Origin of the sequence: Aquisalibacillus elongatus, assembly GCF_003843875.1 — a bacterium.
In the GTDB taxonomy this organism is placed as follows: Bacteria; Bacillota; Bacilli; order Bacillales; family Alkalibacillaceae; genus Aquisalibacillus; species Aquisalibacillus elongatus.
In genome coordinates this window covers 12,471-37,500 of sequence record NZ_RKRF01000002.1, presented here as the reverse complement: position 1 = coordinate 37,500, position 25,030 = coordinate 12,471, and the positions used below count along the sequence as shown (strand labels likewise).

The 25,030-nt window shown below is 34.1% G+C and carries 22 protein-coding genes (1 of these 22 running past the window's edge); 16 read left to right on the top strand and 6 right to left on the bottom strand.

Going from position 1 to position 25,030, the window contains the following annotated elements:
* The 5 genes in view from thiL to tsaD are tightly spaced (at most 12 nt apart) and all read left to right on the top strand, a layout consistent with a single transcriptional unit that may run on beyond the window.
* A protein-coding gene (gene thiL, locus EDC24_RS00485; RefSeq protein ID WP_124218922.1) for a thiamine-phosphate kinase crosses the window boundary here: on the top strand, positions 1 to 267 show its 3' end. Its footprint begins 702 nt before the window's first position; the window shows 267 of its 969 coding nt (coding positions 703-969); the start codon falls outside the window, past its left edge; it ends in the stop codon at positions 265 to 267.
* 12 nt (positions 268 to 279) lie between these two features.
* Positions 280 to 732, top strand: a complete 453-nt coding sequence (gene tsaE / locus EDC24_RS00480) for a tRNA (adenosine(37)-N6)-threonylcarbamoyltransferase complex ATPase subunit type 1 TsaE (protein ID WP_124218921.1) — start codon at positions 280 to 282, stop codon at positions 730 to 732.
* The gene (gene tsaB / locus EDC24_RS00475) at positions 725 to 1,435 is read left to right on the top strand and encodes a tRNA (adenosine(37)-N6)-threonylcarbamoyltransferase complex dimerization subunit type 1 TsaB (RefSeq protein ID WP_124218920.1); all 711 of its coding nucleotides are present in this window, start codon (positions 725 to 727) and stop codon (positions 1,433 to 1,435) included. Before tsaE ends, tsaB begins: the two co-directional genes overlap by 8 nt.
* A 1-nt stretch (position 1,436) precedes the next feature.
* Complete coding sequence (gene rimI / locus EDC24_RS00470; protein ID WP_425455167.1) at positions 1,437 to 1,886, top strand: ribosomal protein S18-alanine N-acetyltransferase; 450 nt, start codon at positions 1,437 to 1,439, stop codon at positions 1,884 to 1,886.
* Positions 1,883 to 2,896, top strand: coding sequence for a tRNA (adenosine(37)-N6)-threonylcarbamoyltransferase complex transferase subunit TsaD (tsaD, locus tag EDC24_RS00465; RefSeq protein WP_211342323.1), 1,014 nt, complete (start codon positions 1,883 to 1,885; stop codon positions 2,894 to 2,896). The genes rimI and tsaD overlap by 4 nt, the downstream gene beginning before the upstream one ends.
* A 168-nt stretch (positions 2,897 to 3,064) precedes the next feature.
* On the opposite strand, the gene EDC24_RS00460 is transcribed toward tsaD, so the two are convergent.
* The gene (locus tag EDC24_RS00460; RefSeq protein ID WP_124218918.1) at positions 3,065 to 4,993 is read right to left on the bottom strand and encodes an ABC-F family ATP-binding cassette domain-containing protein; all 1,929 of its coding nucleotides are present in this window, start codon (positions 4,991 to 4,993) and stop codon (positions 3,065 to 3,067) included.
* Positions 4,994 to 5,070: 77 nt separating this feature from the next.
* On the opposite strand from EDC24_RS00460, the gene EDC24_RS00455 reads away from it, so the two are divergent.
* Together EDC24_RS00455 and EDC24_RS00450 are read left to right on the top strand one after the other, a co-directional pair.
* Positions 5,071 to 5,697, top strand: coding sequence for a redox-sensing transcriptional repressor Rex (locus EDC24_RS00455; RefSeq protein ID WP_124218917.1), 627 nt, complete (start codon positions 5,071 to 5,073; stop codon positions 5,695 to 5,697).
* A gap of 72 nt (positions 5,698 to 5,769) precedes the next feature.
* Positions 5,770 to 7,173, top strand: a complete 1,404-nt coding sequence (locus EDC24_RS00450) for an MDR family MFS transporter (RefSeq protein WP_124218916.1) — start codon at positions 5,770 to 5,772, stop codon at positions 7,171 to 7,173.
* A gap of 8 nt (positions 7,174 to 7,181) precedes the next feature.
* Here EDC24_RS00450 and EDC24_RS00445 read toward each other — a convergent pair whose 3' ends face one another.
* Positions 7,182 to 7,388: a YdiK family protein gene (locus EDC24_RS00445; RefSeq protein ID WP_124218915.1), complete on the bottom strand. Its 207-nt coding sequence runs from the start codon at positions 7,386 to 7,388 to the stop codon at positions 7,182 to 7,184.
* A gap of 3 nt (positions 7,389 to 7,391) precedes the next feature.
* The gene (locus tag EDC24_RS00440) at positions 7,392 to 8,135 is read right to left on the bottom strand and encodes a CPBP family intramembrane glutamic endopeptidase (RefSeq protein WP_245997926.1); all 744 of its coding nucleotides are present in this window, start codon (positions 8,133 to 8,135) and stop codon (positions 7,392 to 7,394) included.
* Positions 8,136 to 8,310: 175 nt separating this feature from the next.
* Here EDC24_RS00440 and groES point away from each other — a divergent pair, with 175 nt between their 5' ends.
* The 3 genes from groES (at position 8,311) to EDC24_RS00425 (ending at position 11,400) form a co-directional block, all read left to right on the top strand.
* The gene (groES, locus tag EDC24_RS00435) at positions 8,311 to 8,595 is read left to right on the top strand and encodes a co-chaperone GroES (RefSeq protein ID WP_124218914.1); all 285 of its coding nucleotides are present in this window, start codon (positions 8,311 to 8,313) and stop codon (positions 8,593 to 8,595) included.
* A 30-nt stretch (positions 8,596 to 8,625) separates the two neighbouring features.
* Positions 8,626 to 10,257, top strand: a complete 1,632-nt coding sequence (gene groL, locus EDC24_RS00430; protein WP_124218913.1) for a chaperonin GroEL — start codon at positions 8,626 to 8,628, stop codon at positions 10,255 to 10,257.
* A 789-nt stretch (positions 10,258 to 11,046) separates the two neighbouring features.
* On the top strand, positions 11,047 to 11,400 hold the full coding sequence (locus tag EDC24_RS00425) for a hypothetical protein (RefSeq protein ID WP_170158427.1): 354 nt from the start codon (positions 11,047 to 11,049) through the stop codon (positions 11,398 to 11,400).
* A gap of 395 nt (positions 11,401 to 11,795) precedes the next feature.
* Here EDC24_RS00425 and EDC24_RS00420 read toward each other — a convergent pair whose 3' ends face one another.
* Together EDC24_RS00420 and EDC24_RS00415 are read right to left on the bottom strand one after the other, a co-directional pair.
* Entirely contained in the window at positions 11,796 to 13,025 is a 1,230-nt protein-coding gene (locus tag EDC24_RS00420; protein WP_124218911.1) for a tyrosine-type recombinase/integrase, read from the bottom strand.
* Between the two features lies 1 nt (position 13,026).
* Positions 13,027 to 13,971: a helix-turn-helix domain-containing protein gene (locus tag EDC24_RS00415; protein ID WP_124218910.1), complete on the bottom strand. Its 945-nt coding sequence runs from the start codon at positions 13,969 to 13,971 to the stop codon at positions 13,027 to 13,029.
* A gap of 142 nt (positions 13,972 to 14,113) precedes the next feature.
* Between EDC24_RS00415 and EDC24_RS00410 the strand changes: the two genes are divergently transcribed.
* The 5 genes from EDC24_RS00410 (at position 14,114) to EDC24_RS00390 (ending at position 20,042) form a co-directional block, all read left to right on the top strand.
* Positions 14,114 to 14,329: a helix-turn-helix domain-containing protein gene (locus EDC24_RS00410; protein ID WP_124218909.1), complete on the top strand. Its 216-nt coding sequence runs from the start codon at positions 14,114 to 14,116 to the stop codon at positions 14,327 to 14,329.
* A gap of 88 nt (positions 14,330 to 14,417) precedes the next feature.
* Positions 14,418 to 15,896 (top strand): DUF3987 domain-containing protein, encoded by a 1,479-nt coding sequence (locus EDC24_RS00405; RefSeq protein WP_124218908.1) that lies wholly within the window; start codon positions 14,418 to 14,420, stop codon positions 15,894 to 15,896.
* Between the two features lie 782 nt (positions 15,897 to 16,678).
* Positions 16,679 to 17,713 (top strand): replication-relaxation family protein, encoded by a 1,035-nt coding sequence (locus EDC24_RS00400; RefSeq protein ID WP_124218907.1) that lies wholly within the window; start codon positions 16,679 to 16,681, stop codon positions 17,711 to 17,713.
* Positions 17,714 to 17,980: 267 nt separating this feature from the next.
* A complete protein-coding gene (locus EDC24_RS00395; RefSeq protein ID WP_124218906.1) occupies positions 17,981 to 18,457 on the top strand; it encodes a GNAT family N-acetyltransferase in 477 nt (158 codons plus the stop codon).
* Positions 18,458 to 19,133: 676 nt separating this feature from the next.
* On the top strand, positions 19,134 to 20,042 hold the full coding sequence (locus EDC24_RS00390) for a hypothetical protein (RefSeq protein WP_124218905.1): 909 nt from the start codon (positions 19,134 to 19,136) through the stop codon (positions 20,040 to 20,042).
* A gap of 73 nt (positions 20,043 to 20,115) precedes the next feature.
* Here EDC24_RS00390 and EDC24_RS00385 read toward each other — a convergent pair whose 3' ends face one another.
* The gene (locus EDC24_RS00385; RefSeq protein WP_124218904.1) at positions 20,116 to 20,658 is read right to left on the bottom strand and encodes a recombinase family protein; all 543 of its coding nucleotides are present in this window, start codon (positions 20,656 to 20,658) and stop codon (positions 20,116 to 20,118) included.
* A gap of 349 nt (positions 20,659 to 21,007) precedes the next feature.
* Between EDC24_RS00385 and EDC24_RS00380 the strand changes: the two genes are divergently transcribed.
* Positions 21,008 to 24,991 carry a YobI family P-loop NTPase gene (locus EDC24_RS00380; RefSeq protein WP_124218903.1) on the top strand — a complete coding sequence of 1,328 codons (3,984 nt, stop codon included), beginning with the start codon at positions 21,008 to 21,010 and terminating at the stop codon, positions 24,989 to 24,991.
* Positions 24,992 to 25,030 lie beyond the last annotated feature (39 nt).

Genomic DNA, 25,030 nt, shown 5'->3' with positions numbered 1-25,030 from the left:
AAGGTTCCCATACATAAAGACATGAATCATTTAGAACATTCGAGATTAAAACAGTTAGCCTTGTCTGCAGGTGAAGACTTTGAATTAGTTGGAACTTGTTCGAAGGGTGACTGGAAGCTTGTGAGGTCTCTTTGTGAAAAAGATGATATTAAAGTTACGGAGATTGGAAAAGTCATAAATCGTGGAGAAGAACCTTCTGTTTATTTAAACGAATTCGGTGAAAAATTAAGTCTTGATCAATCGGGTTATCAACACGGAAACTCTTAATAGGTGATGTAAATGTATCATATAAAAACAGATAGTGAAGAACAAACACAAACAGTGGCTGAACGACTTGCTCAGTATTTAAACCCTAAAGATGTGATTACATTAGATGGGGATTTAGGTGCGGGCAAAACTACATTTACGAAAGGTTTAGCCAAAGGGTTAGGTGTCAAACGTACGGTAAATAGCCCAACCTATACAATTATTAAAGAGTATAAGGGTACAGTGCCTTTTTATCATATGGATGTATACCGTCTAGAAGATTCGGATGAAGATATAGGCTTTGATGAATACTTTAATGGCGACGGTATTAGCGTGGTTGAATGGTCATCTTTTATACAAGAATTTTTGCCAGAAGAACGGCTAGAGGTTACCATTCATAAAACATCTGAAAGTGAACGAGAATTTGTATTAAACCCTATTGGAAAGCGTTTTGAGAAGATTTGTGAGGAGCTTATTAATGAGTAATGTGTTATGTATCGACACGTCTAATCAGCCGATGAGTGTGGCAGTTTATAAAGACAATCAATTAGCTGTTGAATTAACAGTTAATATAAAACGAAATCATTCAATTCAGCTTATGCCTGCGGTTCGTGATTTAATGAAGCAGGCGGAATTAAAACCAAATGAATTAACGGAGATTGTGGTAGGAGAAGGCCCAGGTTCTTTTACAGGCATACGTATTGGTATGACGACAGCTAAATCATTAGCTTGGACGTTGAATATTCCAATTAAAACTGTTTCAAGTTTGGAGTTAGTAGCAGGCAGTATGTTGTATCAAAAAGGCTTCGTGTGTCCTTTTTTTGATGCGAGAAGGGGAAACGTCTTTACTGGACTCTATGAAACCAATTATGGAGACATAGACTGTTTAGAAGAAGATGGTCACACAGATATGGAGAGTTGGTTATCACATCTGAAAGAGTTAGAACAACCGATCACTTTTGTAAGCCCTAATGGTGATGATTTTCATTCTATGATTAATAGTTATTTAAGAGATCAAGCTATTATTCTTGATCAAGCTATGAGTTTACCAAGAGCAAGTCTGCTTTATCCAATCAGTCAGACCAAAGAAGAATCACCGGTACATTTAGTAAAGCCAAATTACCAACGTATGACACAAGCAGAAGCGAATTGGATTAAGCAACATAAGGATGAGTCTACGAATGAGTGAAGTGAAACAAGACATTCGAGTGAGGCAAATGCGAATAGAAGATTTACCGAGTGTTATTGTGATTGAAAATGAATCTTTTCGTACACCTTGGAAAAAGCGGGAATTCCTATATGATTTAATGAAAAATCAATTTTCACGTTATCTCGTGATCGAACGTGATTCAAAAATTGTCGGTTATTGTGGCATTTGGATTGTGTTAGAGGTAGCTCAGATCACTAATATCGCGATTTCACCAGAGGAACGCGGTCATCAACTAGGGAAGACATTATTTGAAGAAGCTTTGAATTTATCGAAAGAACAAGGAGCGACTGAGCTTACTTTAGAAGTTAGAGAGTCCAACACAGTTGCACAAAAAATGTATGAACTTTTTGGGCTTAAAGTAGTTGGTAAACGTGAAGGATACTATCAAGATGATGGTGAAGACGCATTAGTTATGTGGGTGAAATTATGAGTGAGACAAATGAAATCATTTTAGCAATTGAAACAAGTTGTGATGAAACGGCTGTGGCGGTTGTACAAGGTGGCCGAAAGCTTTTATCTAATGTTGTCGCAACACAAATGGATATTCATGAAAAGTATGGCGGTGTTGTCCCAGAGATCGCTTCTCGTCATCATATTGAACAAATGACGGTTGTGATGGAGCAGGCGCTAGATGAAGCGAGTTTAACAGTTGACGATTTAGATGCAGTTGCGGTTACTGAAGGGCCTGGTTTAGTCGGCGCCCTACTCATTGGGGTGAATGCAGCTAAAGCGATAGCGTTTGCAAATGATCTACCGCTAATCGGGGTGCATCATATCGCAGGTCATATATATGCTAATCGCTTAATGCAAGAGTTCGAATTCCCATTATTATCATTAGTTGTATCTGGCGGTCACACTGAATTAATTTACATGAAGCAACATGGTGATTATGAAGTGATCGGTGAAACACGTGATGATGCTGCGGGTGAAGCTTATGATAAGGTCGCAAAAGCCCTAAACTTACCGTATCCAGGAGGTCCCGTGCTAGACAAGTTAGCACAGGAAGGTGAGGACCTTTACCAATTTCCTAGAGCCTGGTTAGAAGATGGGTCATATGATTTTAGTTTTAGTGGCTTAAAAACAGCTGTTATTAACAAATTAAATCAGATGAAACAAAAAGGTGAAAACTACCGAGTTGAGGATATCGCAGCTTCGTTTCAGGCGAGTGTGATTGAGGTTTTAACTGAAAAAACGTTTAAAGCTACAAACGACTTAGGTGTGAAGCAGCTGATTGTCGCAGGTGGCGTATCGGCTAATAAAGGTTTAAGAGAAGCCTTACACCAAAAATTCGACAATAGGGATATTGATTTGATGATTCCACCTTTATATTTATGCACAGATAATGCAGCTATGATTGGAGCAACGGCATCGATTCATTATCATCAAGGTGAATTTAAAGATTTATCATTAAATGCAAATCCTGGACTCATGTTAGGATAAAAAATCCACAGCCATTTATGTTGGCTGTGGATTTTTTGTGATTAACTGCTTGATAGTAAGTGTTCAGGTGTGGACACACCTTGTGGATAAATACAACGAAAACTGTGGATAAAGTGGATAACTCTGTTGAAAACCTATAAAATAAGGTTTATAACTGTGAATAACTTGTTAATAGGTTTCTAATTCTTGTTGAAGCTCTTCCCATTCTTCCATTAACGCCTCAATGGCCCCTTCACTTTCTTTAATTTGTGCATTTATTTCTTGAAGCTTCGTATAGTCGTTCACATTGTTAGGGTCGTATAGTTGCGGTTCAGCTTCTTCAATTGTTTGTTCGTGTTCGACTATTTGTTCTTCAATCGTTTGGATGCGCCGTTCTACTTTGCGTTTTTCACGTTGATTTTCTTTATTGATTTGATGCGTCTTCTTCGGTTTTGATTCCTCTTGTTTGGCCATTTCCATCTCACGAATTTCAGCTTCTTCTTCAAGCTTTTCGATATAATAGTCATAATCCCCGATAAACATCCTCGAGCCTTGCTCACTTAATTCAAGCACATGTGTGGATAAACGGTTGATAAAGTAACGGTCGTGTGATACGAAGATAATCGTACCAGGAAAATCCGCCAATGCTGCTTCTAACACTTCTTTACTGTCTAAATCTAAATGGTTGGTCGGTTCGTCCATGATTAAGACATTTGACTTTTGCAGCATAAGTTTAGCCAATAGGACACGAGCTTTCTCGCCTCCGCTTAACATACCGATTGTTTTTAATACATCATCGCCTGTAAATAAGAAATTACCAAGAACGGTTCGAATGTCTTTTTCATTCATATGTGGATAGTCATCCCATAACTCTTGCAAGGCCGTTTTACGATTATTTAAAGTCGATTGTTCCTGATCATAATAGCCAAATTCCACATTCGTACCATACTGGATATCACCTTCGACAAAGCCGATGCGGTGTAACAAAGCCTTTAGTAACGTTGATTTACCAATACCATTCGGCCCGACAATGGCAACTCGGTCACCACGATTTACTCTAAACGACACATCTTGGAAAACGTCTTCATCTAAAGCACCGTACTTAGCAGATAATTGATTCACCTTTAAGACATCGTTACCACTTTTTCGGTTAATACCAAACGAAAACTTCGCCGATTGATCGTCTAAGTCTGGCTTGTCCATTTTTTCCATCTTCTCAAGTTTCTTACGACGTGATTTCGCTTGTTTACTTGTGGAATCACGAGCGATATTCTTTTGAACGTATTCTTCAAGCTTTTTAATTTCTTCTTGTTGCCTCTCGTAACGCTTTAACTCAAGTTCGTACTCTTCGACGCGTTTTTTAAGAAAATAGCTATAATTGCCGTGATACTTTTTAACGGATTGAAAAGCGATATCATATACCGTATGGACGACTTCGTCTAGGAAATAACGGTCGTGTGATACCATCACAACTGCACCCGGATAACTCTTAAGGTATCCTTCCAACCAGCGTAATGTTTGAATATCTAAGTGGTTCGTCGGCTCATCTAAAATTAAAACATCGGGCTTTGATAAAAGAAGTTTACCTAACGCGAGTCGTGTTTTTTGACCGCCACTGAGTTCTTGAATTGGTGTTTGAAAATCAAAATGGCCAAAGCTTAGCCCTTGCAAGACGGACTCTATATCAGCTTCGTACTGAAAACCCCCACGTTGCTCAAAATCATACTGTTTCTGATCATAAGTGGTGAGTAATTGTTCGTAACGCTTCTGATCATTTAAAATGTCAGGATCAGCCATCTTTTGCTCAAGGTTTCTTAACTCTTTTTCAACCTGTATAAGTGGTTGATAGACTTTAAGCATCTCACTCCAAATACTTTCTTCTGAGTCTAAACCCGTATGTTGATCTAAATACCCGATCGTGGCGTCTTTCGGTTTAAAGATTTCACCTGCATCATACGGCATTTGACCGGACATGATTTTAAGTAACGTCGATTTGCCGGCTCCATTACGCCCGACAATCGCGATACGGTCATCATGATGTACTTCTAATTTAATTTTCGATAGAATAAGGTCAGCACCAAAATATTTATCTAAATTGTTGAGTTGTAAGACAATCATTGTTTTCACCTCGACGTGCACTAGTGTACCTATTTTATCATGATTAAGCAATGAACCATATTAAAGGAGACCTAAATATGTCTGAGGAAAAAATTCCACAAGCAACTGCAAGACGATTGCCATTATATTATAGACATTTAAATATATTACATAATCAAGGGAAGACCCGAATTTCATCCCGCGAATTAAGTGAGTCGATTAAAATTGATTCTGCAACAATCAGGAAGGATTTTTCGTACTTTGGCGAGCTAGGTAGAAAAGGGTACGGCTATGATATTGCGCATCTGATTCAGTTTTTTAGAAAACTATTAGATCAGGATGAGGTCGCTCGCGTCGCTTTAATCGGTGTAGGGAACCTAGGAACTGCACTACTCCACTATAACTTTATGAAAAAAGGTAATACTCATATCGAAATGGCTTTTGATACTAACGCTCATAAAGTAGGGACGAAAAAAGGTGACGTTCCCATCTATCATATCGATGATTTAGAAAAAGAATTAAAAGAGCGAGATATAAAAGTAGCCATTTTAACGGTACCAGCTAGAGTGTCGCAAGAAGTAACCGATCAGTTAATTAAACTTGGAATTGAAGGAATCCTGAACTTTACCCCTTCAAGACTAACGGTACCAGACCATGTCCGTGTTCATCACATTGACTTATCAATCGAACTACAAACCCTTGTCTATTTTTTAAAACAGGATTAAAATAACCTTTCCTTTTTACAAAAAACGCGGTAAAATAGTTCGTGAGTCGAAGTATTTGTAACGGAGGATAACATGGGGAAATTTGATCAAAAGTGGCTAGTCGTATTATCAGTTTTAACCGGTACGTTTACCGTTATTTTAAATAATAGTATGTTAAACCCTGTATTACCAGAATTGCAGCGCGTGTTTGACACGGATGCTGTTGGTATCAGTTGGATATTGACGATCTTTATGATCGCGATGGGCATGACGATGCCGGTAACAGGGTTTTTAGGTGACAGATTTGGAAAGAAGAAAATTTATATTATAGGACTGACGTTATTTGCGTTTGGTTCACTTCTAGGTGCCTTTTCTCAATGGTTAAGCATGGTGATTATAGCGCGAGCGATACAAGGGATTGCTGGCGGCTTAATGATGCCGAATGCGATGGCGTTGATTTTTCAAGCCTTTCCACGAAATGAACGTGGGTATGCAGTCGGCATATACGGTGTTGCAGCGATGGTTGCGCCAGCCATTGGACCGACGATTGGTGGGGTAATTGCTGAGAATTTCGACTGGTACTTTTTATTTTTGTTTAATTTACCATTCGCATTTTTAGGGATCTTTTTCTCAACGAAGTATTTAATTACAACAAAACCAGATCCGTCGCGTATTTTTGACTGGAAAGGTTTTGTCATTATCACAGCTGGCGTTGGAGCGGTTCTTTACGTGTTAGGTCAAGGACGTAATGTTGAAGATGCTCTAACCGTTATGAATTTTAGTATTATTGCCATTGGGATCATCTTAATCTACACGTTTATCAAATATGAATTAAAACAAGACGCACCGTTACTGGAATTATCCGTATTCAAAGTCAAAACGTATCGATATTCGATTATTGCAACGTCGGCTGCATCGATTGGTTTATTTTCGAATTTATTTTTACTGCCCTACCTAATTCAGGATGGCTATGGTTTAAGCATGGTGCAGACAGGGTTAATATTCATTCCGAGTGCTTTAGCCAGTGGAGCGTTTATGACAATTGGCGGTCGTATATTGGATAAGAAAGGACCGAAACTGGTCGTTCCAACAGGTTTAATTATATTAACTTTTGCTTGCCTGATGTTTGGCTTTGTTGATTTGACAACATCTTTTTGGATTTTAATACTGATTAATATTGTGCACGGTATTGGATTAGGTCTTGGTAATATGCCTGCTACAACAGCGGGGATGAACATGATTCCAGATCATTTAGTGGCACAAGGGTCTGCGATGAATAACTTGATTAGACAAATGTCTTCATCATTAGGCATTGTCATTTTCTCGGTTTATTTTGAACTACGCAGAGGCCAATATATGTTAATGGATCAAATGTCACAAAATGAAGCAACACTAGAGGCGATTAATGAGGCATTTATTCTGGCAGCAATCATCGTATCGATTAGCATACCGTTTGCTTATAAGATGAAAGGCATTCAAGAAGTAGAAAAGGAATGATCCGCGGATCATTCCTTTTTGTTATCGTTTAATTTTTTGGCGTAATATCTCGCCATCATTCGAATGGCTACGCCAATATTTAAGGCTGCTATGACCGTAAATATAATCGTAGCGGCATTCCAAATCGTTTCATCTGCACTTTGTAAAGCCAAGTACATAAATCCTATTCCAATTAGGAAGTACATCGTGGCTAGAAAAACTGGTGATGCTTTCATGTATTATCCTCCAATAAAAAACATAGCTGCGTTTTGGTATTGCTCGAGTTGACGTTCTAAATCCTCCACATCAATTAATACATTCATGGTCACAACAATGGCATTCATAGCCATATGAACCAAAATCGGTACAATAATGCGTTTCGTCTTAACGTAAAGGTAAGCAAAAACAAGGCCCATCGCTAAATATGTTAAGAAAAATGTGAAGTCTAAATGTAAGATACTAAATACGACTGATGATAAAACGGCTGCAAAGAAAAAGTTTATTTTCTTATACAATTGCCCAAAAATAATTTTTCTAAAGATAATTTCCTCTAATAATGGAGCAAAAATAATTGGAAGTATAATGAAATAAATATTTTGTTCTATAATCTCCATGATCTGAGCTGTATTCTCGGAACCTTCTGTTGGATCAATTCCTAATAAACTAATATTAATGAGGCTTGCAATGTACTGTGCCATAAAAGCAAGAAAGACACCTAGGATTGACCAAAGAACCATCTTTCCGTATGCCGGCCCACTTCGCATCTCGTTTCTCTCAGGCATAAGAAGTTTGATGATAAAGAGTGTCGCTATAAACATTCCCAAAATAGTGGAATAGACCATAGCGTCATTTTCAGATAGATCTAGCATAAAATAACCAATTGGAACACCTACTGCAGGAAAAAGTTGTGCCCCTATGTATATTAAGATGATATACCAGTAACGTCTTGGCAAAAAAATCGTCCCCTTTTTCATTTCTATCATGATTAGTTGTCTCTTTAGTTTTATTCTATACTAATATAAAAAATGAAACAAAAATTTTATCTATATGACTTGCAAAAGAATTCAAGATTCATTATTATAATAATTGGAATTAGCACTCACTGATGTTAAGTGCTAATAATCATCTTCAACATAAAATTTGGAGGAGGTTTTTGTCGTGTTAAAACCACTAGGAGATCGCGTCATTGTAGAAGTTGTTGAGCAAGAAGAAACAACTTCAAGCGGGATCGTATTACCGGATTCTGCAAAAGAAAAACCACAGGAAGGAAAGGTCGTTGCTGTTGGTTCAGGCCGTGTAACGGATAACGGCGAGAAAGTTGAACTAGAAGTAAAAGAAGGCGATCAAGTCATCTATTCTAAGTTCGCTGGAACAGAAGTAAAACAAGGTGACAAAGAATACTTAGTACTACGTGAGAGTGACATTTTAGCAGTAGTAGAATAATTGAATGAAACATAAGGAGGGCATTTAAAAATGGCTAAAGAAATCAAGTTTAGTGAAGAAGGTCGCCGTGCGATGCTACGCGGTGTAGATACACTAGCTGATGCAGTAAAAGTAACATTAGGACCAAAAGGACGTAATGTTGTTTTAGATAAGAAATTCGGTTCACCACTTATTACAAACGATGGTGTGACAATTGCAAAAGAGATCGAGTTAGAAGACCATTTCGAAAACATGGGTGCACAACTCGTTTCAGAGGTTGCTTCTAAAACAAACGACGTTGCTGGTGACGGTACAACGACTGCAACTGTTTTAGCTCAAGCTATGATTCGTGAAGGTCTTAAAAACGTAACATCTGGTGCAAATCCAGTGGGCCTTCGTCGTGGAATTGAACAGTCAGTAGAAGTAGCAACTGAAGAATTACGCTCCATTTCTGAGCCAATCGAAGGCAAAGAATCGATTGCTCAAGTAGCTTCAATTTCCTCTGCTGACAATGAAGTTGGTCAGCTAATCGCTGAAGCTATGGAACGTGTTGGTAACGATGGTGTTATCACAATCGAAGAATCAAAAGGCTTCAACACGGAATTAGAAGTCGTTGAAGGTATGCAATTCGACCGTGGCTATGCTTCTCCATATATGGTGACAGACCAAGATAAAATGGAAGCTGTACTAGAAGATCCATATATTCTAATTACTGATAAGAAAATCACGAACATTCAAGAAGTCCTTCCAGTATTAGAGCAAGTGGTTCAACAAAGTAAACCAATCTTAATCATCTCTGAAGATGTTGAAGGTGAAGCACTTGCAACATTAGTTGTGAATAAGCTTCGTGGAACATTTAATGCCGTAGCTGTTAAAGCTCCAGGCTTTGGTGACCGTCGTAAAGCAATGCTTGAAGACATCGCTGTTCTAACAGGCGCAGAAGTGATCACAGAAGACTTAGGTCTAGATCTTAAGAGCGCTACAATCGATCAATTAGGTCGTGCTTCTAAAGTTGTTGTTACAAAAGAAAACACAACAATTGTAGAAGGTGCTGGCGATTCTGATAAGCTTGTAGCACGCGTAAACCAAATTCGCTCACAATTAGAAGAAACAACTTCTGATTTTGACAAAGAAAAATTACAAGAACGCCTTGCAAAACTAGCTGGCGGTGTAGCAGTGATTAAAGTCGGTGCTGCAACTGAAACAGAATTAAAAGAACGTAAACTACGTATCGAAGACGCCCTAAACTCGACTCGCGCTGCAGTAGAAGAGGGTATCGTATCAGGTGGTGGAACATCACTGGTTAACATCTACAAGAAAGTAGCTGAACTAAACCTTGAAGGCGACGAAGCAACTGGTCAAAGCATCGTACTACGCGCACTAGAAGAACCAGTTCGCCAAATCGTTCACAACGCTGGCCTAGACGGATCCATCATCGTTGAACGTCTAAAACACGAAGACATCGGCGTTGGCTTCAACGCAGCTACAAGCGAGTGGGTCAACATGATCGAAGCAGGCATCGTCGACCCAACCAAAGTAACACGCTCAGCCCTACAAAACGCAGCATCCGTAGCCGCAATGTTCCTAACAACAGAAGCGGTTGTCGCAGACCACCCAGACGAAAACGACGGTGGCGCACCAGACATGAGCGGCATGGGCGGCGGTATGCCGGGCATGATGTAGTTAAGCTAAACCAATGGCTGGTTTATAGGGATTTTATCCTTCGGTCGGTCATATAAGTAACAATTAAGTAACATTTTTTGATGTAGTGTCTCGAGATGCTACAAAATTAAACCTTCAAACTGATCTCAACTTGGCATTCACAAAAAACAAGAGGATTATATGTATAAAACATCTTACTCACTCTTGTGAGAGAGAAGAAAAGCGGACTCATCTTCTATTTGAGTCCGCTTTCTCTTTATACACATTGCGTAGTAGACTAAATACTGTGCAACAACGATAGGAATAACTTTGGTGAAATTAGAACAGCAACCTGTTAATTTCTGGTATGAATTTAGTAAGAAGATTTCTATATAGTGAAAGTTTTCACAAAAACTAATGGGGGAAGGTTAGTTGAAGAAGGATCTACAGCTCTTATTCAATATTCGGGACATATTGTGCAGTAACCTTTTACGTATTAATGTAGATTCAAAGCAGGAAACAGATTTGAAGGATAAGAACTTTATTCTCATCCTTTTTAGGTTGAAATATAAAGAAAGTATTGTAGCAAAATTTGATATAGCAATAGGTAAATGAGTTAATATCTCTTTGCTTTTTTTTATTCTTAAATTAAAAGTTGAGTGTTGACCTCACCACTCACATCATTTATACTGAGTGCAGTAGCTATTACTCATATATATTAAGGAGGTCCTTAAAATTAGAATACAATTCTATCCAAACCATGAATTAGAAAAAAGACTTACTAACGAAGCTGAACAGCTAGGCGTGAGCGTTAGTATCTTAGTTAATGATGTGTTAAACAAGCATTATGGATTAATTCCAGCTACATCCTTGTCAAATTCAGAGTTAAGAAAAGTTATTTTTGAAGAAGTATCGGAATTCGTAAAAGCTCAACATAATGGAAGAGAAGAATTTGATTTAAACAAAGCATCAAGAACATATAGGGATATAGATATGGTGTATTCTGGAAAACCTAGTGCGATAAAAGCACAGATTGGTAAGGAATTCAATAACAATTATGTTGGCCGAGTCAAACCATTTGTTAACGTAAAACAAGTTAGGCTACCTAATGGAAAACCTAAAAAGACTATTAAGAATCGGGCAGCAATATATGCAATAGATGAATCTGCTATAGCAGATGAATAGTATATAGACTTATGTGCTAAACTGCTCCACTTTCCAAGCAATTGAAGATTTAGCAATGGTAGAAATGGCTGTATTATTGAGGTTTATATATCAGAAGAGATTGTTTACTATGAATAGGCTTGTCAAGGAAAGTACTTACAATAATGGGTTTTACCTAAAAGTAGGGAAGAATCGTAAACAAATGGAGGCTATAGTTCAACTAGCAGTTAATTCTTAATTCGGTCATTTGATGTATAGTACAACCATACTATGTATTTAACGATACCTTTTGTACTAACTGTTAGATTAAGGGATGGCCTTAGTATAAAATGAGTATTAAATTACTGTTCAATTCAATACTCATTTATATTACATAATTATTGTTTGAAATAAATGACTGAAATACTTAAGTTAACCTACACTTTTATTACTTCGAATAAACTTGTTTCTTTCATTAAGTTACTAAACTTTATCGATGCATCTTTTTGCATTTCATCAGTCACATGCAAATAAATTTGTCTTGTAGTCTGTTCATCTTGATGTCCTAATCGATGCATGATTATTTCAAGGTTTACGCCTGCTTGTGCAAGTAAAGAAGTATGGGTATGTCTCAAGCTATGCGGGTTTAGTGTTGTTTTCAGCCCACTTAATTTTAAAAGACGTTTCATTCTGTCTCGTATCCTTTTCAATGTTAGAGGGTAACCGGGGTGTGAGGTGATATTTATGAAAATAAAATTTTCTTTATAGAATGCATTTCCAAAATGAGATTTAAACATATGATAAAATTCTCTTTGTTTGTTAAGTAAATGAACAACTGTTTCGTCACAGTCAATTTTCCTTACAGAAGACAAAGTTTTAGGAGTACCTAAAGAGTATTCAGCCGTATTGTTATTAGGATTATAATAAGTTTTGGTAATGGAGATCTGTTTAGATTTAAAATCTATGTCTGACCATTTTAGCGCACACAGTTCCCCAATTCTTATTCCAGTGTATGCAAGTAAAGTAAATATTTCATTATCTTGATCTAACCCATATTCTTTTGAAGTTTTTAAGAAATTTTTTAATTCTTCTTTTTCCATAAATAGTGGAAGATCTTCCTGTTCAAGGTCTGTTATAGTTTTTCTTTTCTTTGGGACGGTGCAGTTCCTCGTTGGATCTTCTCTTATTAATTTCAATTCCATAGCTTTCTTAAATATCATTCGCCCAGTTCTATGTGCGCCTTCTATAGTATTGGTGGCAAAATCCCTCTCGAATAAACCATTTAATGCGTCTTGGTATTGTTTAGGTGTTACATTTTTTAATTTTAGTTTAGAAAGGTAATCCAACAATCTATTCAATTCGTGTGTTCTTACACGTACAGTGTTATCCTTTACCTGATTATTATTTTTGTAAAGTTTTAACCACTCCATTGAGAATTCTTCAAACGTTATATTTGATTCTTCAGTATATGAGCCTTCACTCAATTCTCTAACTAGTTTTGCAGCAGCTTCTTCAGCCATTTTTTTAGTTTTAAATCCACTTTTTTTCTTTTGTTTCCGTCTTCCTGATTTAGGATCAATTCCTATATCAATAATAAAAGCCCATTTAGCATTACATTTACATCTTCCAACACACTTACAATATGGTTTATGAAAGTGTCCCTTCACGTTACTTCACCTCAATATTCCTTCGAATTTGTACAACTTTACCAATAATTTTAAACTCATCTGAATCACTGAAAACTATTGGTTCGAAATAATGGTTGTTTGCAGAAGATAGGATTATATAGTTATTTTGATAAGTAACTCTCCGTACCATTGGGGCTGACTGATAATCTTCTACAACATAGAGTCCTTCTTCATATGCGTCAGTCTTAGATTTACATACAAGTGTATCCCCTTCAAAGATACTTTCTCCTACTAAACTGTCATCTTGTACTAAGAATGCAAATCCCTCTGAGTCTCCTAATAAATTTCTTTCAACAATAATATACTCTTTGCTTTTGTTATTACTGTTATTAATGTAACTTATGATCTGAAAGAATTGTTCTGAGTTATTGTTTTCATTGAAATTATGTTCATTTACAGGATTAGTTAATGAACTGAAGTCTTGTTGTATGCTTATTCCCATTTTGTTAAGTTCTGATATTAAATGACTGTACAGTTCTGATTTTTTATTGGTTTCTTCCATTTGATGTATTAATGTTGATATCTCCTCGAACGTAACGTCACTCTCATTAAGAGGTATATTATTAACTTCTAATATAGATTTAATTGTACTTTTTTTGTTTTGTTGCCATAGTTGCTTTAGTGCAATTTTAATATTTTGGTCTATACTTTGTTCAAAGTCTGCTAAATCTTTATTGTCTTTCCATTGGGTATAATCATTGCCATCGATTAATCCTGCATGGTTCAATAATTCAGAATATGAGACGCCTTTAAGATGATTTGCAATTAATTTTAATGTATTTTTGTTTGGAATCCTTTCACCACTTTCAGCTCTTGAAAGAGTGGCGTTACTAATCCCCGACTTTTCTGAGAATGCTCTTTGGCTTTTAAAACCAGATTCCTTTCTTAAATAAGCTAAATATTTTCCAAAATCTTCACTATTCATTTTTATCACCTCGCTAATTATTGTAACACTTTTAACAATTTATTATAAGTGTTAATTTTTTGTTGACTTAATTTATCGGAAAATGTAACATTTTAATCAACATTTAATTAGTGTTACATAATTAGAGAGGAGGTGAACCGTTATGAACGTAAGTGATTTACCTGAGATTTTAACAGCTCAAGATATAGCGGATTATTTAGTTATCTCTCGTAGAAGAGTTTATGAGTTATTTCAAATATCTGTGGAAAAAGGAGGAATCAGAAATTTTGATATTGGAAACACCAAAAGAGTAAAAAAGGAAGATCTACTCCAATGGATTGAAACTCAGATTAATAATAAGGGGCATAAAGTGTCTTAATTGTCTTATTTACTTATCAGATGGTCTTTAACAGTAATATAGAAGATGTCATTTATGAAAAGCCATTACTTAATTAGGAGGTATTAAGATGGACTTGATATGGGATAAACCCAAACCAATAGTAGTTTATAACCTTCCTGAATATCCAATTGATGTATTCCCAAAATGGATAAAAGACACGGTTATAATGTTGTCACGATCGCTACATGTTCGAGAAGACATGATAGCAAACTCTATATTAGGGGCGCTCTCAGCATCTTTGTTAGGGAAATATTATTTTCATTACAATGCAACTAATTGGAGATTAGGATTAAATCTATTTGTTATTAGCGCATTATACCCAGGCGCAAAGAAGGATGCTGTTCAGAAGATAATATTTAAAGTTCTATTAGATGAACAAGAACGATTATTAAAGAAAGACCATGAAAACTCTAGTGAAAAATTGTCTTTAATACACGTAAAAAAACATAAATATGAAAGGTTAATCAAACGGAAGGGTGCTGAAAATGATGGAGAGGCATCTAGAACCCTGAAAGAAATCCAAGCGTTACAAGCCGAACTAGATCAAAAATACTTTATTATCTCAGGAGACGTAACAAATGAGAGAATGATAGAGTTAGTTAAAAATAACGGTGAATCATTAACCGTGGCCACTGCAGAAGCGACTGAACTTATTGACCATATGCTCGGAAGATACAGCTCTGAAGGAAGTATCGATTTTATATTGAAGGCATGGGAAGGGGCTCCATATACAAAAAATCGTTCAACAAGAGAGGATTTAATGCTAAAACACCCCTTGATTAATTTGAATCTACTAACACAACCAAGTGAATTAGCAAAGTTTCATAAAATGGCTCATAGAGGTTTACTACAACGATTTTTAGTAGTTTTACCTGAAAAGTATCCGCTTAATAAGATCAGCCTCTCTCAAAAGGTAGACAAAAACGTAATAGATACTTTTCATAACAATATTAGGTGCCTCTATGAGACGAATAATGTCAATAAAGAGATAACTGTTAGTGAAGAGGCTGAACATGAGTTTAATGAATTGAAAATGAACATTCTAAAGAAGCAATATGGGGATGTAGATCAGTTAACGGAAGAGTGGTTAGCGAAAGTGTTCTCTAATTTAATAAAAGTAACAACTTTAATTAAATTATCTGATACCTTAATAAACAATAAAGCTGATTCAATTACACTTAATAAAGTAGATATAAATAAAATGGAGATATTGTTTAATTATTATTACACACATTTTCAACACATTAATGGAAAGCTAAATAACTCCAAGGATGTTCTAGAGAGTAAGCTTCCTTTTTTCTTTAGGAGATTATTAGAAGTTGATGCAAAAAAAGGGAAGAAGGGAGTAATCACTTTAACGGATATTACAAATTACATCAAGAAGTTTAATGGACTTGAAAGAAATCAAATGCTTCAACGTTTAGAAGAGCACAATTTAATTCAAATTAACTTAATCGGTAAAAAAAGAGAGATTCATTTTAATCCCGAGATTAAAAAAATGCCCTTAAACAAGGCGTTAGACCTCGTTAAGGACACAAATAGATAAATATATAAGTTAATTAAATTATAGATGAACTCACTACCACTGTAAAGATAATTGAGTGTTTAATAAAAATATGAATTTTATCAGAAATTGTATACACCCTCAAGCACTAATATATATAGGTTTTGAGGATATAGAAATGATATTTTGTATACAAAGTAAAATTGAAAAAAACTAATAACTACATTGTATACAATTATCAATAAAAATATCCTCAATTCCTTTAATAACAAGAGGTAGAGAATTACAAGATTGTTTACAACAGGATAACAGGAGGGGCGATATATGAAGGCACAACAAAAACGTTGCGGCCTCTCATTTGGATGATCCATGTATACGTATGTGATTGAACCAATGAACAATCAGTAAGATAGAGCTCAACCTTGATTTTTCGTTGACCAAAAGCCTGACCGACCAGTTGATCATCTTTAATTTGTGTACAAAAAGGCGGAAACAACTATGGAAATATCTTTTCACGATGTCCAAGACATATCGTATTATCATTCGATTTAATTCTTTGAATAATGCCTGATAAAATACTTTAAATTCCACTTAAAATTATGCCTTCTTCAAAAGTGAATTTTAAGATTGTTTTTTAGCATATTTTTAAGTGTGAAAAATTGCTTTGAATTAGCTTTATAGCAACGTTTTTGTGATTATATTTGAATGGGGAAATATGAAAAATTTGAAAAGAAGTGAAGGGCTAGGATTACGAAAAACTGTTTTTTTGTAACCGCACCCTGAACAGTCTGCTATATAAAATTACATTTCTAGGGGGGAATAAAATGAACCTAACTGAAACTGATCATTTTGAAAAACTAGATAAAAAACGACTATCGATTCTAGAAGACTTGGTAAGATATAGAGCTTTAACGACCACCCAAATAAAACAGCGTTACTTCGGGGGTAAGGGATACCATATAAATAATGTCCTACTCGGATTAAGAAAGAAAGGCTATATCAAATCACGAATCTTAAAGGGGAGTCGAGAAGGCAAAAAAGGATACTCTTACCATCGAATTACAAATAAGGGGATAGAACTACTATTAGATCATGGTAAGGAGTTGAATGTTATAGATGTAAAAGATCTCTATCTTCGTCCAACGCAGCTAAAATATGTTTTAGTAGCTAATGACATTATGATGATGTTGAGTAATTACGGTTGGAAAGCCAACGATAGTCGTGATGTGAAACAGAAGTATAAGATTGATAGACGATCTAACATTTTAGGTGAATTAGAATCACCTGATGGAAAACAATTTGGTTTTTATGTTTTTGAACACAATTCAGATATGAGAACGATAGCACGTATTCAAAGTGAATTGAAAAGTAATTTAGGAAAAATAAAAAACTATTTATTCTTCACAAAAGGACAACAATCATTTGAAAAATTTCTGCAATATGGCCATAAAACAAATCTAGCCACAGGAAATGATTTAAAATTAATTTCATTAAAAATGGGAGTGGAACTATTATCTAAATTCCCTACGGAACAAAGTTGGGTTGATAAATTAGCTGAAATTTATGGATTCAAAGTGTTATCAATGGACATTCCTGATGATGAAGAACATCAATCATTCCCAATACTTATTGAATATAAGGGCGAAACCATGTATCTAGCTGATATGAGCTACAGTGATCTATCTCTAACAAGAAAATTGAACACTTATTTAAACTCAGGTTATCGCTGGGAGAAAAGACGTGTCTTTGTAACTTATATGATGGATAAATCTATTGAGTTGATTGGTGAAGATGCCCGGACTATTACGCACGAGCAGCAAATTAGTATAGAAGATTATAATGAGATTAAAGGTGAGTAGCATTTAGTCAGTCGTATTTTTTGAAAATTTTTATTTTATTTACAATTAATCTTTTATTATGTAATATATACTTATAAAATTATATATTAGGTGAGTGCCAGTGTGTATAAATTTTAGGTTATTAAAAAAGTTTAATAGTTTAAATTTCCAAACACAGGGGCAGTCTAATCAAAAAATTGAACAGTTTACTGTTCAAAAAGACCAATTCTATAAAAATTGGTCTTTTTTTTTATAGATAAATACTTTGTTTGAGAGGAGGTGTAGGAAATGGATAGTAAAGAAAAGTACTTAAAATCTTTTGAGGAATTTGAGGAAAAACAAAACCAAGAACCCATTGAATTAAAAGAGTCCGAGTTTGTGGACTTAAAGGAACTAATCAATGGACTGACCTATAGCACTGTAGAAATATATGATTCGATCAGAGATAGGGAAATGAGATTGGTCAGTGACGGTAATCGTTGTGAACTGTCATTGCGTTCAGAATTTATCCCCTTGCAAACATTAGTGATTAAAAATATTGTATTCACTCCAAAACAAAAGGGGATTGGTAGTAAGGTCTTATCTTGGTTGATTAACTACTCGGTTAGCAAAGGGTTTGATAGAATTGTCCTTGAAAATGTCAATACAGATGAAGGTTTAAACTTTGCAAAATCCAAGGGTTTCACTAAATGTTATAACCCCTCATCTGAGTTTTTCCCCATACTCAATGATGAATTAATGGGAGATTATCAATTAGAGCTCTAATGTTGTAACTTAAGTCATTAAGGAGGAGGTTGAAAATATGTTATGGACTGCGTTCGCTCTTTCAATATTGGCATTAGTGATATCTATGTACACATTAAAACTAGTCAAACAGAATCATAAGAATGAGGGGTAGGCATGAAAAGTAATGAGAGTAACCTTTCTGAGCTTGCCGTTCGTGGATTTTAAATCTGATTAAGGAAAAGGAATAGGCAGTATACATGAATTAGCTAGGAGGACGGGTGTAGGCAATAAACCTTGAATGAAACCATGCAAAGGTAGACGAGGAATTCTAGTATTAAGACAATATTTCAAATTGCTCATGGTTTTGGACTTCGCTTGGCAGAATTTCATGAAGATCCAGTTTTTGAAAGAAGCCAAGATAAAAGACGGTAAGCTCATATAAAATCCGTGCTAAATAAATAGCACGGATTTTGTTTGCACTGAGACAATATACTTCACACCTATAATGTATTTATTTACTTAGATAATAAGATAATTATCACAGCAATTCATATGTGGTAATGATATATTTACGATGAAGTGTTTCTTATCTTCTGCAAGTTAAAATTATGTCTAGGCTAGGAGGTATTTGTAAAATTTTGTAGAAATGAAGTAAGGTAGAAATATATTATAGGTTTTATGGCTTATTTTAACCATAATTGTGGGAGAGAGAAAAATGAAAAACATACTTTTGTTGATTACTATCTTAATAGGAATGGGAATGCTTTTGCCACAATCTATGTTTGCAGAAGAAGAAAACTTACCTGAGTGTACGATAACGATTGAATCAGCTAAACATGATGACCAAAACAAGGCTATTGCAACTAAACCTTGTGGTGATGAAGTGAGAGGTTTTTATGCGTCTAATGTTGACTCATTCTTACTTACAGGTGCATCTACAGGTCATGTTAAAGAAAACGGAGAAAAACATACAATTTATTTAGTAAATGATGATCACCCTAAAGCTATATTAACGGTTTATATTAAACGTAATCATGATAAAGAAGAAGATACCGAAGAAAAACAAGATGATTCTGACAATACAAAAGATGAAACAGATAATGATTCAAGTGATGAAAACACAAAAGATGAAACAGATGATGATTCAAATAAGGAACACACAAAAGAAAAAACAGATGATGACGAATCATCAAAGAAAACAGAAGAAGAAAACAAACAGGATGACTCCAATAATCAAGATCATGTAGAACAAGATAGTTCTTCACAAGAACAAAACAACACTTCTGATAACAATAAAAGTGAGCAAAATAAAGAACATGAAGAAGAACAAAATGTTCAAGAACCTAAGCAACAAGAAAAACAAGGTAAAGAAAGCAAGTCATCCGAAGAAAAACCAAAAGAAGAAACTGAAAAAAATGATGAAAATTCAAAAGAACATCAATACATTAATGAACATAACTATCAGCATTTAGGGGTTGACTCGACTTCTAATAATCTAAAGCAATACGTTTTATCTAAAAGTATTATTGATTCAATGTTTGGGCAGTCACTAAGTGTTTACCTTTTAAATAGTGGAGTTATAGGCACGCTGGCATTTACTTATTGGTGGTACTTGAGCAAATGAAGTCCCCATAATAGATAGGTCTATCAATCTGCAGGATAGTCCCTTTTAAATAAGTAACATAGCTTTATTGTGATTACCTTCTTGACCTAATAAGAGTGCTTTTTGAGATTCCAGTTAAATCTTCTACCTGTTTATAGGAGTGATTATTTAATAGCTCTAAAGCGTGATTGATTTGTGATTTGCTATATTTTTTGGGGCGTCCTTCTCTAAAGTTTCCTTTGAGTTTGGCAATTGCTTTACCTTCTTGTGTTCGTTCGACGATTAAATCTCTTTCAAATTCCGCGAAAGCATTCATAATATTAAAAATTAATCTACCAGTGGGTGTGTCCTCAATAAGCCCCATATTTAACACATGGACTCTAACCCCTTTTTGAAATAGCTCTTTTATAATTCGAATTCCATCTTCAGTGGACCTTGCGAAACGGTCTAATTTAGTAATGACTAACATATCATTTTCTTTTAGTTGAGCCAAAAGTTCTTGAAAAACAGGGCGATCTGCTTTCGTTTCAGTGAAGTTCTCCCGATATATTATGTCGCAGCCTTCAGACTCTAATTGGTTCACCTGAGACTCTAAATCTTGATTTATAGTAGATACTCTAGCATAACCATATTTCATATTTACACCACCTAATTTTGAATATAAGATATGACACTCTATTAAGCTTGATATTACAACAACACTAAAACGGTGTCAAAACTTTTGGGTTTTGAAACCGAAGAATTCTTTTTCCAGTTAAACCGTATTATTTCTAGTAGTTTATTTGTAGTTTGAATACATTTTTGTGCTTAGATAATACCATTAAAAACTCTTAAATGATGGATATCCTTCATCAATTGAGGTTATGATAGTAGATTAAATCAATTGTCATGTTTTAATGGGATTTTTTGCTATGTTTTTAGTGTTAGCGTAAAATAGAGAAAAATGGTCTGTAGAATACATAATTATAAGTTTGGGTGTGCTAAATATGGAGCAACTTATTGAATATGAAAGTTTGAGTGCTAAAAAAGAGTTAGATGAAGATAGTGAATTTTATTTAGATACATTAAACAAGGCACTAGAAGACGAAGATAATAAAAATATTGCAATTACAGGGGGATATGGAGCCGGAAAGACTACAATTATTGATTCTTACTTCGAGGAAAACAAAAATAAAAAATCAAAAATGATGCGAGTCTCAATTGCTACGTTTCAACCTAATGAAGAAAGTTCAAATTCATCTGATAACATATTAGAACAACAAATCTTACAACAAATGTTTTTGCAAGTTAACCCAAACAAAATACCTAAATCAAACTTCACCAAATTAAGTGACTTATCATTTTGGAGACTTTTTGTTTGTTTATTTTATTTCCTTTTTACCGTTGTATTTACGGTTTTAATGGTAAGTAATGGTTGGTTTAATCAATTTTTCTCATCACTTAATTTTTTAGGACTGCTGCTGTTAATTCCGCTCATTGTATTAAATGGGTTTTCTGTTTTTTTACTACTCCATTTCTTTAAAAAAATAGGTGTAAGTAAATTTGGCTTTGCTAGCACAAATTTCGAAGTGAATTTTGAGGATGGGAGTACGGTGTTTAACCATTATTTAGATGAAATTATTTATCTATTTAATAAGACTGATTTTCAATATATTATATTTGAAGATTTAGATCGGTTTCAAAGCATCGAAATCTTCGAAAAACTGCGTAGTTTGAATATAGCTTTGAATAGGTCGGCTCAGTTAAAAGATAGAGATATAAAGTTCATTTATGCATTAAAAGATGATGTTTTTACGGGAAAAGATGAAACGGAATCAATATATAATAGAACTAAATTTTTTGATTTTATTATACCGACTGTGAAAGTAATGCATAGTTCCAACGCAGAGTCTATACTCCTAAATAAATTAGACAACTTTTTGCCAAATAAGGTTGATAAAGTATCTAATGACAATATTAATAGACAGCAGCTAAGTAGAATATTGATAGAAGATGTTGCCTTATTTATCAATGATATGCGAACTCTAATTAATATCTGTAATGAATTTGAGATTTTCCGTATGAGGCTTCAAAAATCAAGTGTCACTTATGATCACTTGTTTGCATTTATAGTTTATAAGAATATTTATCCAAAAGACTACTCAGACCTCCTTGAAAACAAAGGTTTAGTCTTTGAGGTATTTAATAATAAAGAGAAAATAGCAAAATTTTTAGAAGGAAGGATCAATGAATTAAATAATATATCTATAAATGGATTGGGCAGCATAATCACAGAAAAAGATGATTTAGCGATGTTATTTACGAGAAAGAGAAACATCACTAATCAGAAAATAGTCAAAAATTCTGTACCTTTGATTTCTATACCAAATGTACAAGGTACGAATTATGCTTCTAATGGTAAAAGAGTGTTGGATTATCTTATTAATAAAGGTATTGAAGGCGAATTTTATATATATAGAAATGGAAACCCTATAAAACAATACTCTAATTTTGAGGAGTTCGTTACTATAAATTCCGTTAATTATTTAGAGTTATATAAGGACTTTGATAAGAAGTATGAAAATAAAGCAGATGAAATCAGAGACCAAGTTAGTGAACTACAAAAAACGATAAAATATGTTAGAACAAAGTCAATTTCTAGATTAATTAAAGAAGATGAAATTGATTTACACGTCGATCTTTCAAATAATAAACTTCTATATTTTCTTATTAGAAATAATTGGTTGAATGAATCTTATGAAGATTACCTTACTGTATTTCGAGAAGGGTCATTAAGCAAGAAGGATAATGAATTTATTCAATCTGTCAAATTAGGTTATGATGAAAATAAATTATTTCAAGATCTCAAAAATGAAAGTAAAGTTGCTGGAAAAATTAGGGTCGATGATATAAATGGTAGATCCGTGTTAAACACAAAATTAATAGTGCACTTATTGGAAAATGATAATGATATTAATCGTGAAAAATTAAAACAAATTTTTCGAATTGCCTTTAGTGATTTAGTTATACATTTTGATGAATTAATGGAATTACTGAAGGATTTAAAAGAAACAATTTCAGATGAAAATCTCTTATCGAAATTTTTGAATCTCTCAAAGATAGTTGAAATAGATATCTGGGATGCTGTAAATGGAGCAGATAAATCAAATGATCAAAAAGATGACTATGTCATGATTCTTTTGAAATATTATGATGTTAGACACCTGATTGATAACAGTTTCTTACATTTAAGCGAATATATTTCAAACGATTTTGATGTGAAGAAACTCACTAATTCTAAGGATATCATTCTTTCTATCGAAAAATTGGAAGCGAAGTTTACATCTATATCAGAAATCGAAGAAGAGACTATTTTGGAGTATGTAATTCATGTAAATGCGTTTCAAATTAATCTAGTCAATTTGAGAAAAATTTTCGGCGTAAATGATATTTCAATAGAGTTAATCCAGAGTGATGAACGAATTTATGATTATTGTTTAGCAGATGAAAATATAGAAGCGTTTATAGATGTATTGATACAACAAGAAGAATATAATGAAAAAGAAGTTATTTTTGTTAACTTCGTTGGGCAACTCATTGATAATGATAAACATTCTGATACCTCTTTAATAGGTTCAATGATTCGTAAATGGTCAGGTATGATAAGTGATTTATCCAAAATTGATTCACTAGAATTGATAATGCAACTTTATATTGAACGAAAAATCCAGTTAACATGGAATAATTTAGAGTATTGTAGTTATATTTTTACCCTTTATGAAGAAGAATTTGATATTGAGACTCTTCTATCAACAGAACGATCTTGGAAGAAATTAATAGAAAATAGCACTGAAGAAGTACAAGAGGCTTTTAAGCAGGATGAAAAGTATAATAACTTTTTAATTCCTATATTAAAGCTCAAACCAGTTAACCATTTATATATTAAGAAATTTATCAAGCAGTTAATGTTTCCAGTTGAATTAGAAGACAAAACAGATATAGATGTTGACGTGCTGGATCTTTTAATTAAAAATCAAAAACTTTATTGGAATAGGAAGATCTATAATTCAATACAATCAAAGCAACTTAAAGAAATGTTTGTTTATGATTGTTTTGATACTGCCCAAAATGAACTTGAAGATATGATTGAAGAAGAAGAATTAGTATGGTCGTTAAGATTGTTTAATTCAATTGTTAAAATTGATGGATTAAGATCGAGCTTGATACAACAGTATATTCGTGACAATCTGTCCAAGATAAATTATCAAGATTTTAAATCAATTTCCGATAATTATAAACTAGAGTTTGATAACACTTTGATAAAAACACTTGTGGAACAAAATAAAGGTGAAATATTGATTTTATACTTAGTAGAACAGTGGAGAAGAGGCATTGTTGATGGTGTATCGGACGTTGTTCAAGATCTTAATATAAATTGGAGCGAAGAGCTTCTTAATGAATTTCGAAAAGATGATGTTGAAGTAGCTGTAGACTATTTATTAAACCATATAGATAAAGTGTATGAAGTCAATATGGATCAAAAGTTATTTAACACTTTTGTTGAAAAAGCTAATGATATTGAAATCGTAATAGAACTGATAAATAAATATCAAAACAAATTAGTGATAAACGAACGAATTTCAGATAAACTTTATGAGTTTCAATTAAGTAATCCAGAAATAGTGTTTGACTTACTAAATCAAAACGCAGTGATAGATACAGTCACCTTATTACCTTTGGAGGCATCGGCTGAATTTTTACATCAATATCTTGTTATAAAGAACCTTAATCGTAGAAGCGTATTTGAATTATTGTCTAAATTAGATGAACCATTTAGTTTGATAAAAGTGAATGGAAGGCGAATTAAAATTGAAGCAAAGCACCCTGAAGTCAAAAACTTATTGGATTACCTTGAATCTAATAAGTTAAATGTAGTATCGTCAGTCAAATCAATTGAGGACGGATATGTTGTAAATAATAAAAGGAAATAAGGTAAATTTTACGGTGAAATATTGTTTTTAACTTTGACA

Excerpts from the sequence above, each read along its gene's own strand:
- tsaE (WP_124218921.1), top strand. The coding sequence starts at position 280 with ATGTATCATATAAAAACAGATAGTGAAGAACAAACACAAACAGTGGCT.
- tsaB (WP_124218920.1), top strand. The coding sequence starts at position 725 with ATGAGTAATGTGTTATGTATCGACACGTCTAATCAGCCGATGAGTGTG.
- tsaD (WP_211342323.1), top strand. The coding sequence starts at position 1,883 with ATGAGTGAGACAAATGAAATCATTTTAGCAATTGAAACAAGTTGTGAT.
- EDC24_RS00460 (WP_124218918.1), bottom strand. The coding sequence starts at position 4,993 with ATGATTGTCTTACAACTCAACAATTTAGATAAATATTTTGGTGCTGAC.
- EDC24_RS00455 (WP_124218917.1), top strand. The coding sequence starts at position 5,071 with ATGTCTGAGGAAAAAATTCCACAAGCAACTGCAAGACGATTGCCATTA.
- EDC24_RS00450 (WP_124218916.1), top strand. The coding sequence starts at position 5,770 with ATGGGGAAATTTGATCAAAAGTGGCTAGTCGTATTATCAGTTTTAACC.
- EDC24_RS00445 (WP_124218915.1), bottom strand. The coding sequence starts at position 7,388 with ATGAAAGCATCACCAGTTTTTCTAGCCACGATGTACTTCCTAATTGGA.
- EDC24_RS00440 (WP_245997926.1), bottom strand. The coding sequence starts at position 8,135 with ATGATAGAAATGAAAAAGGGGACGATTTTTTTGCCAAGACGTTACTGG.
- groL (WP_124218913.1), top strand. The coding sequence starts at position 8,626 with ATGGCTAAAGAAATCAAGTTTAGTGAAGAAGGTCGCCGTGCGATGCTA.
- EDC24_RS00415 (WP_124218910.1), bottom strand. The coding sequence starts at position 13,971 with ATGAATAGTGAAGATTTTGGAAAATATTTAGCTTATTTAAGAAAGGAA.
- EDC24_RS00410 (WP_124218909.1), top strand. The coding sequence starts at position 14,114 with ATGAACGTAAGTGATTTACCTGAGATTTTAACAGCTCAAGATATAGCG.
- EDC24_RS00405 (WP_124218908.1), top strand. The coding sequence starts at position 14,418 with ATGGACTTGATATGGGATAAACCCAAACCAATAGTAGTTTATAACCTT.
- EDC24_RS00400 (WP_124218907.1), top strand. The coding sequence starts at position 16,679 with ATGAACCTAACTGAAACTGATCATTTTGAAAAACTAGATAAAAAACGA.
- EDC24_RS00395 (WP_124218906.1), top strand. The coding sequence starts at position 17,981 with ATGGATAGTAAAGAAAAGTACTTAAAATCTTTTGAGGAATTTGAGGAA.
- EDC24_RS00390 (WP_124218905.1), top strand. The coding sequence starts at position 19,134 with ATGAAAAACATACTTTTGTTGATTACTATCTTAATAGGAATGGGAATG.
- EDC24_RS00385 (WP_124218904.1), bottom strand. The coding sequence starts at position 20,658 with ATGAAATATGGTTATGCTAGAGTATCTACTATAAATCAAGATTTAGAG.
- EDC24_RS00380 (WP_124218903.1), top strand. The coding sequence starts at position 21,008 with ATGGAGCAACTTATTGAATATGAAAGTTTGAGTGCTAAAAAAGAGTTA.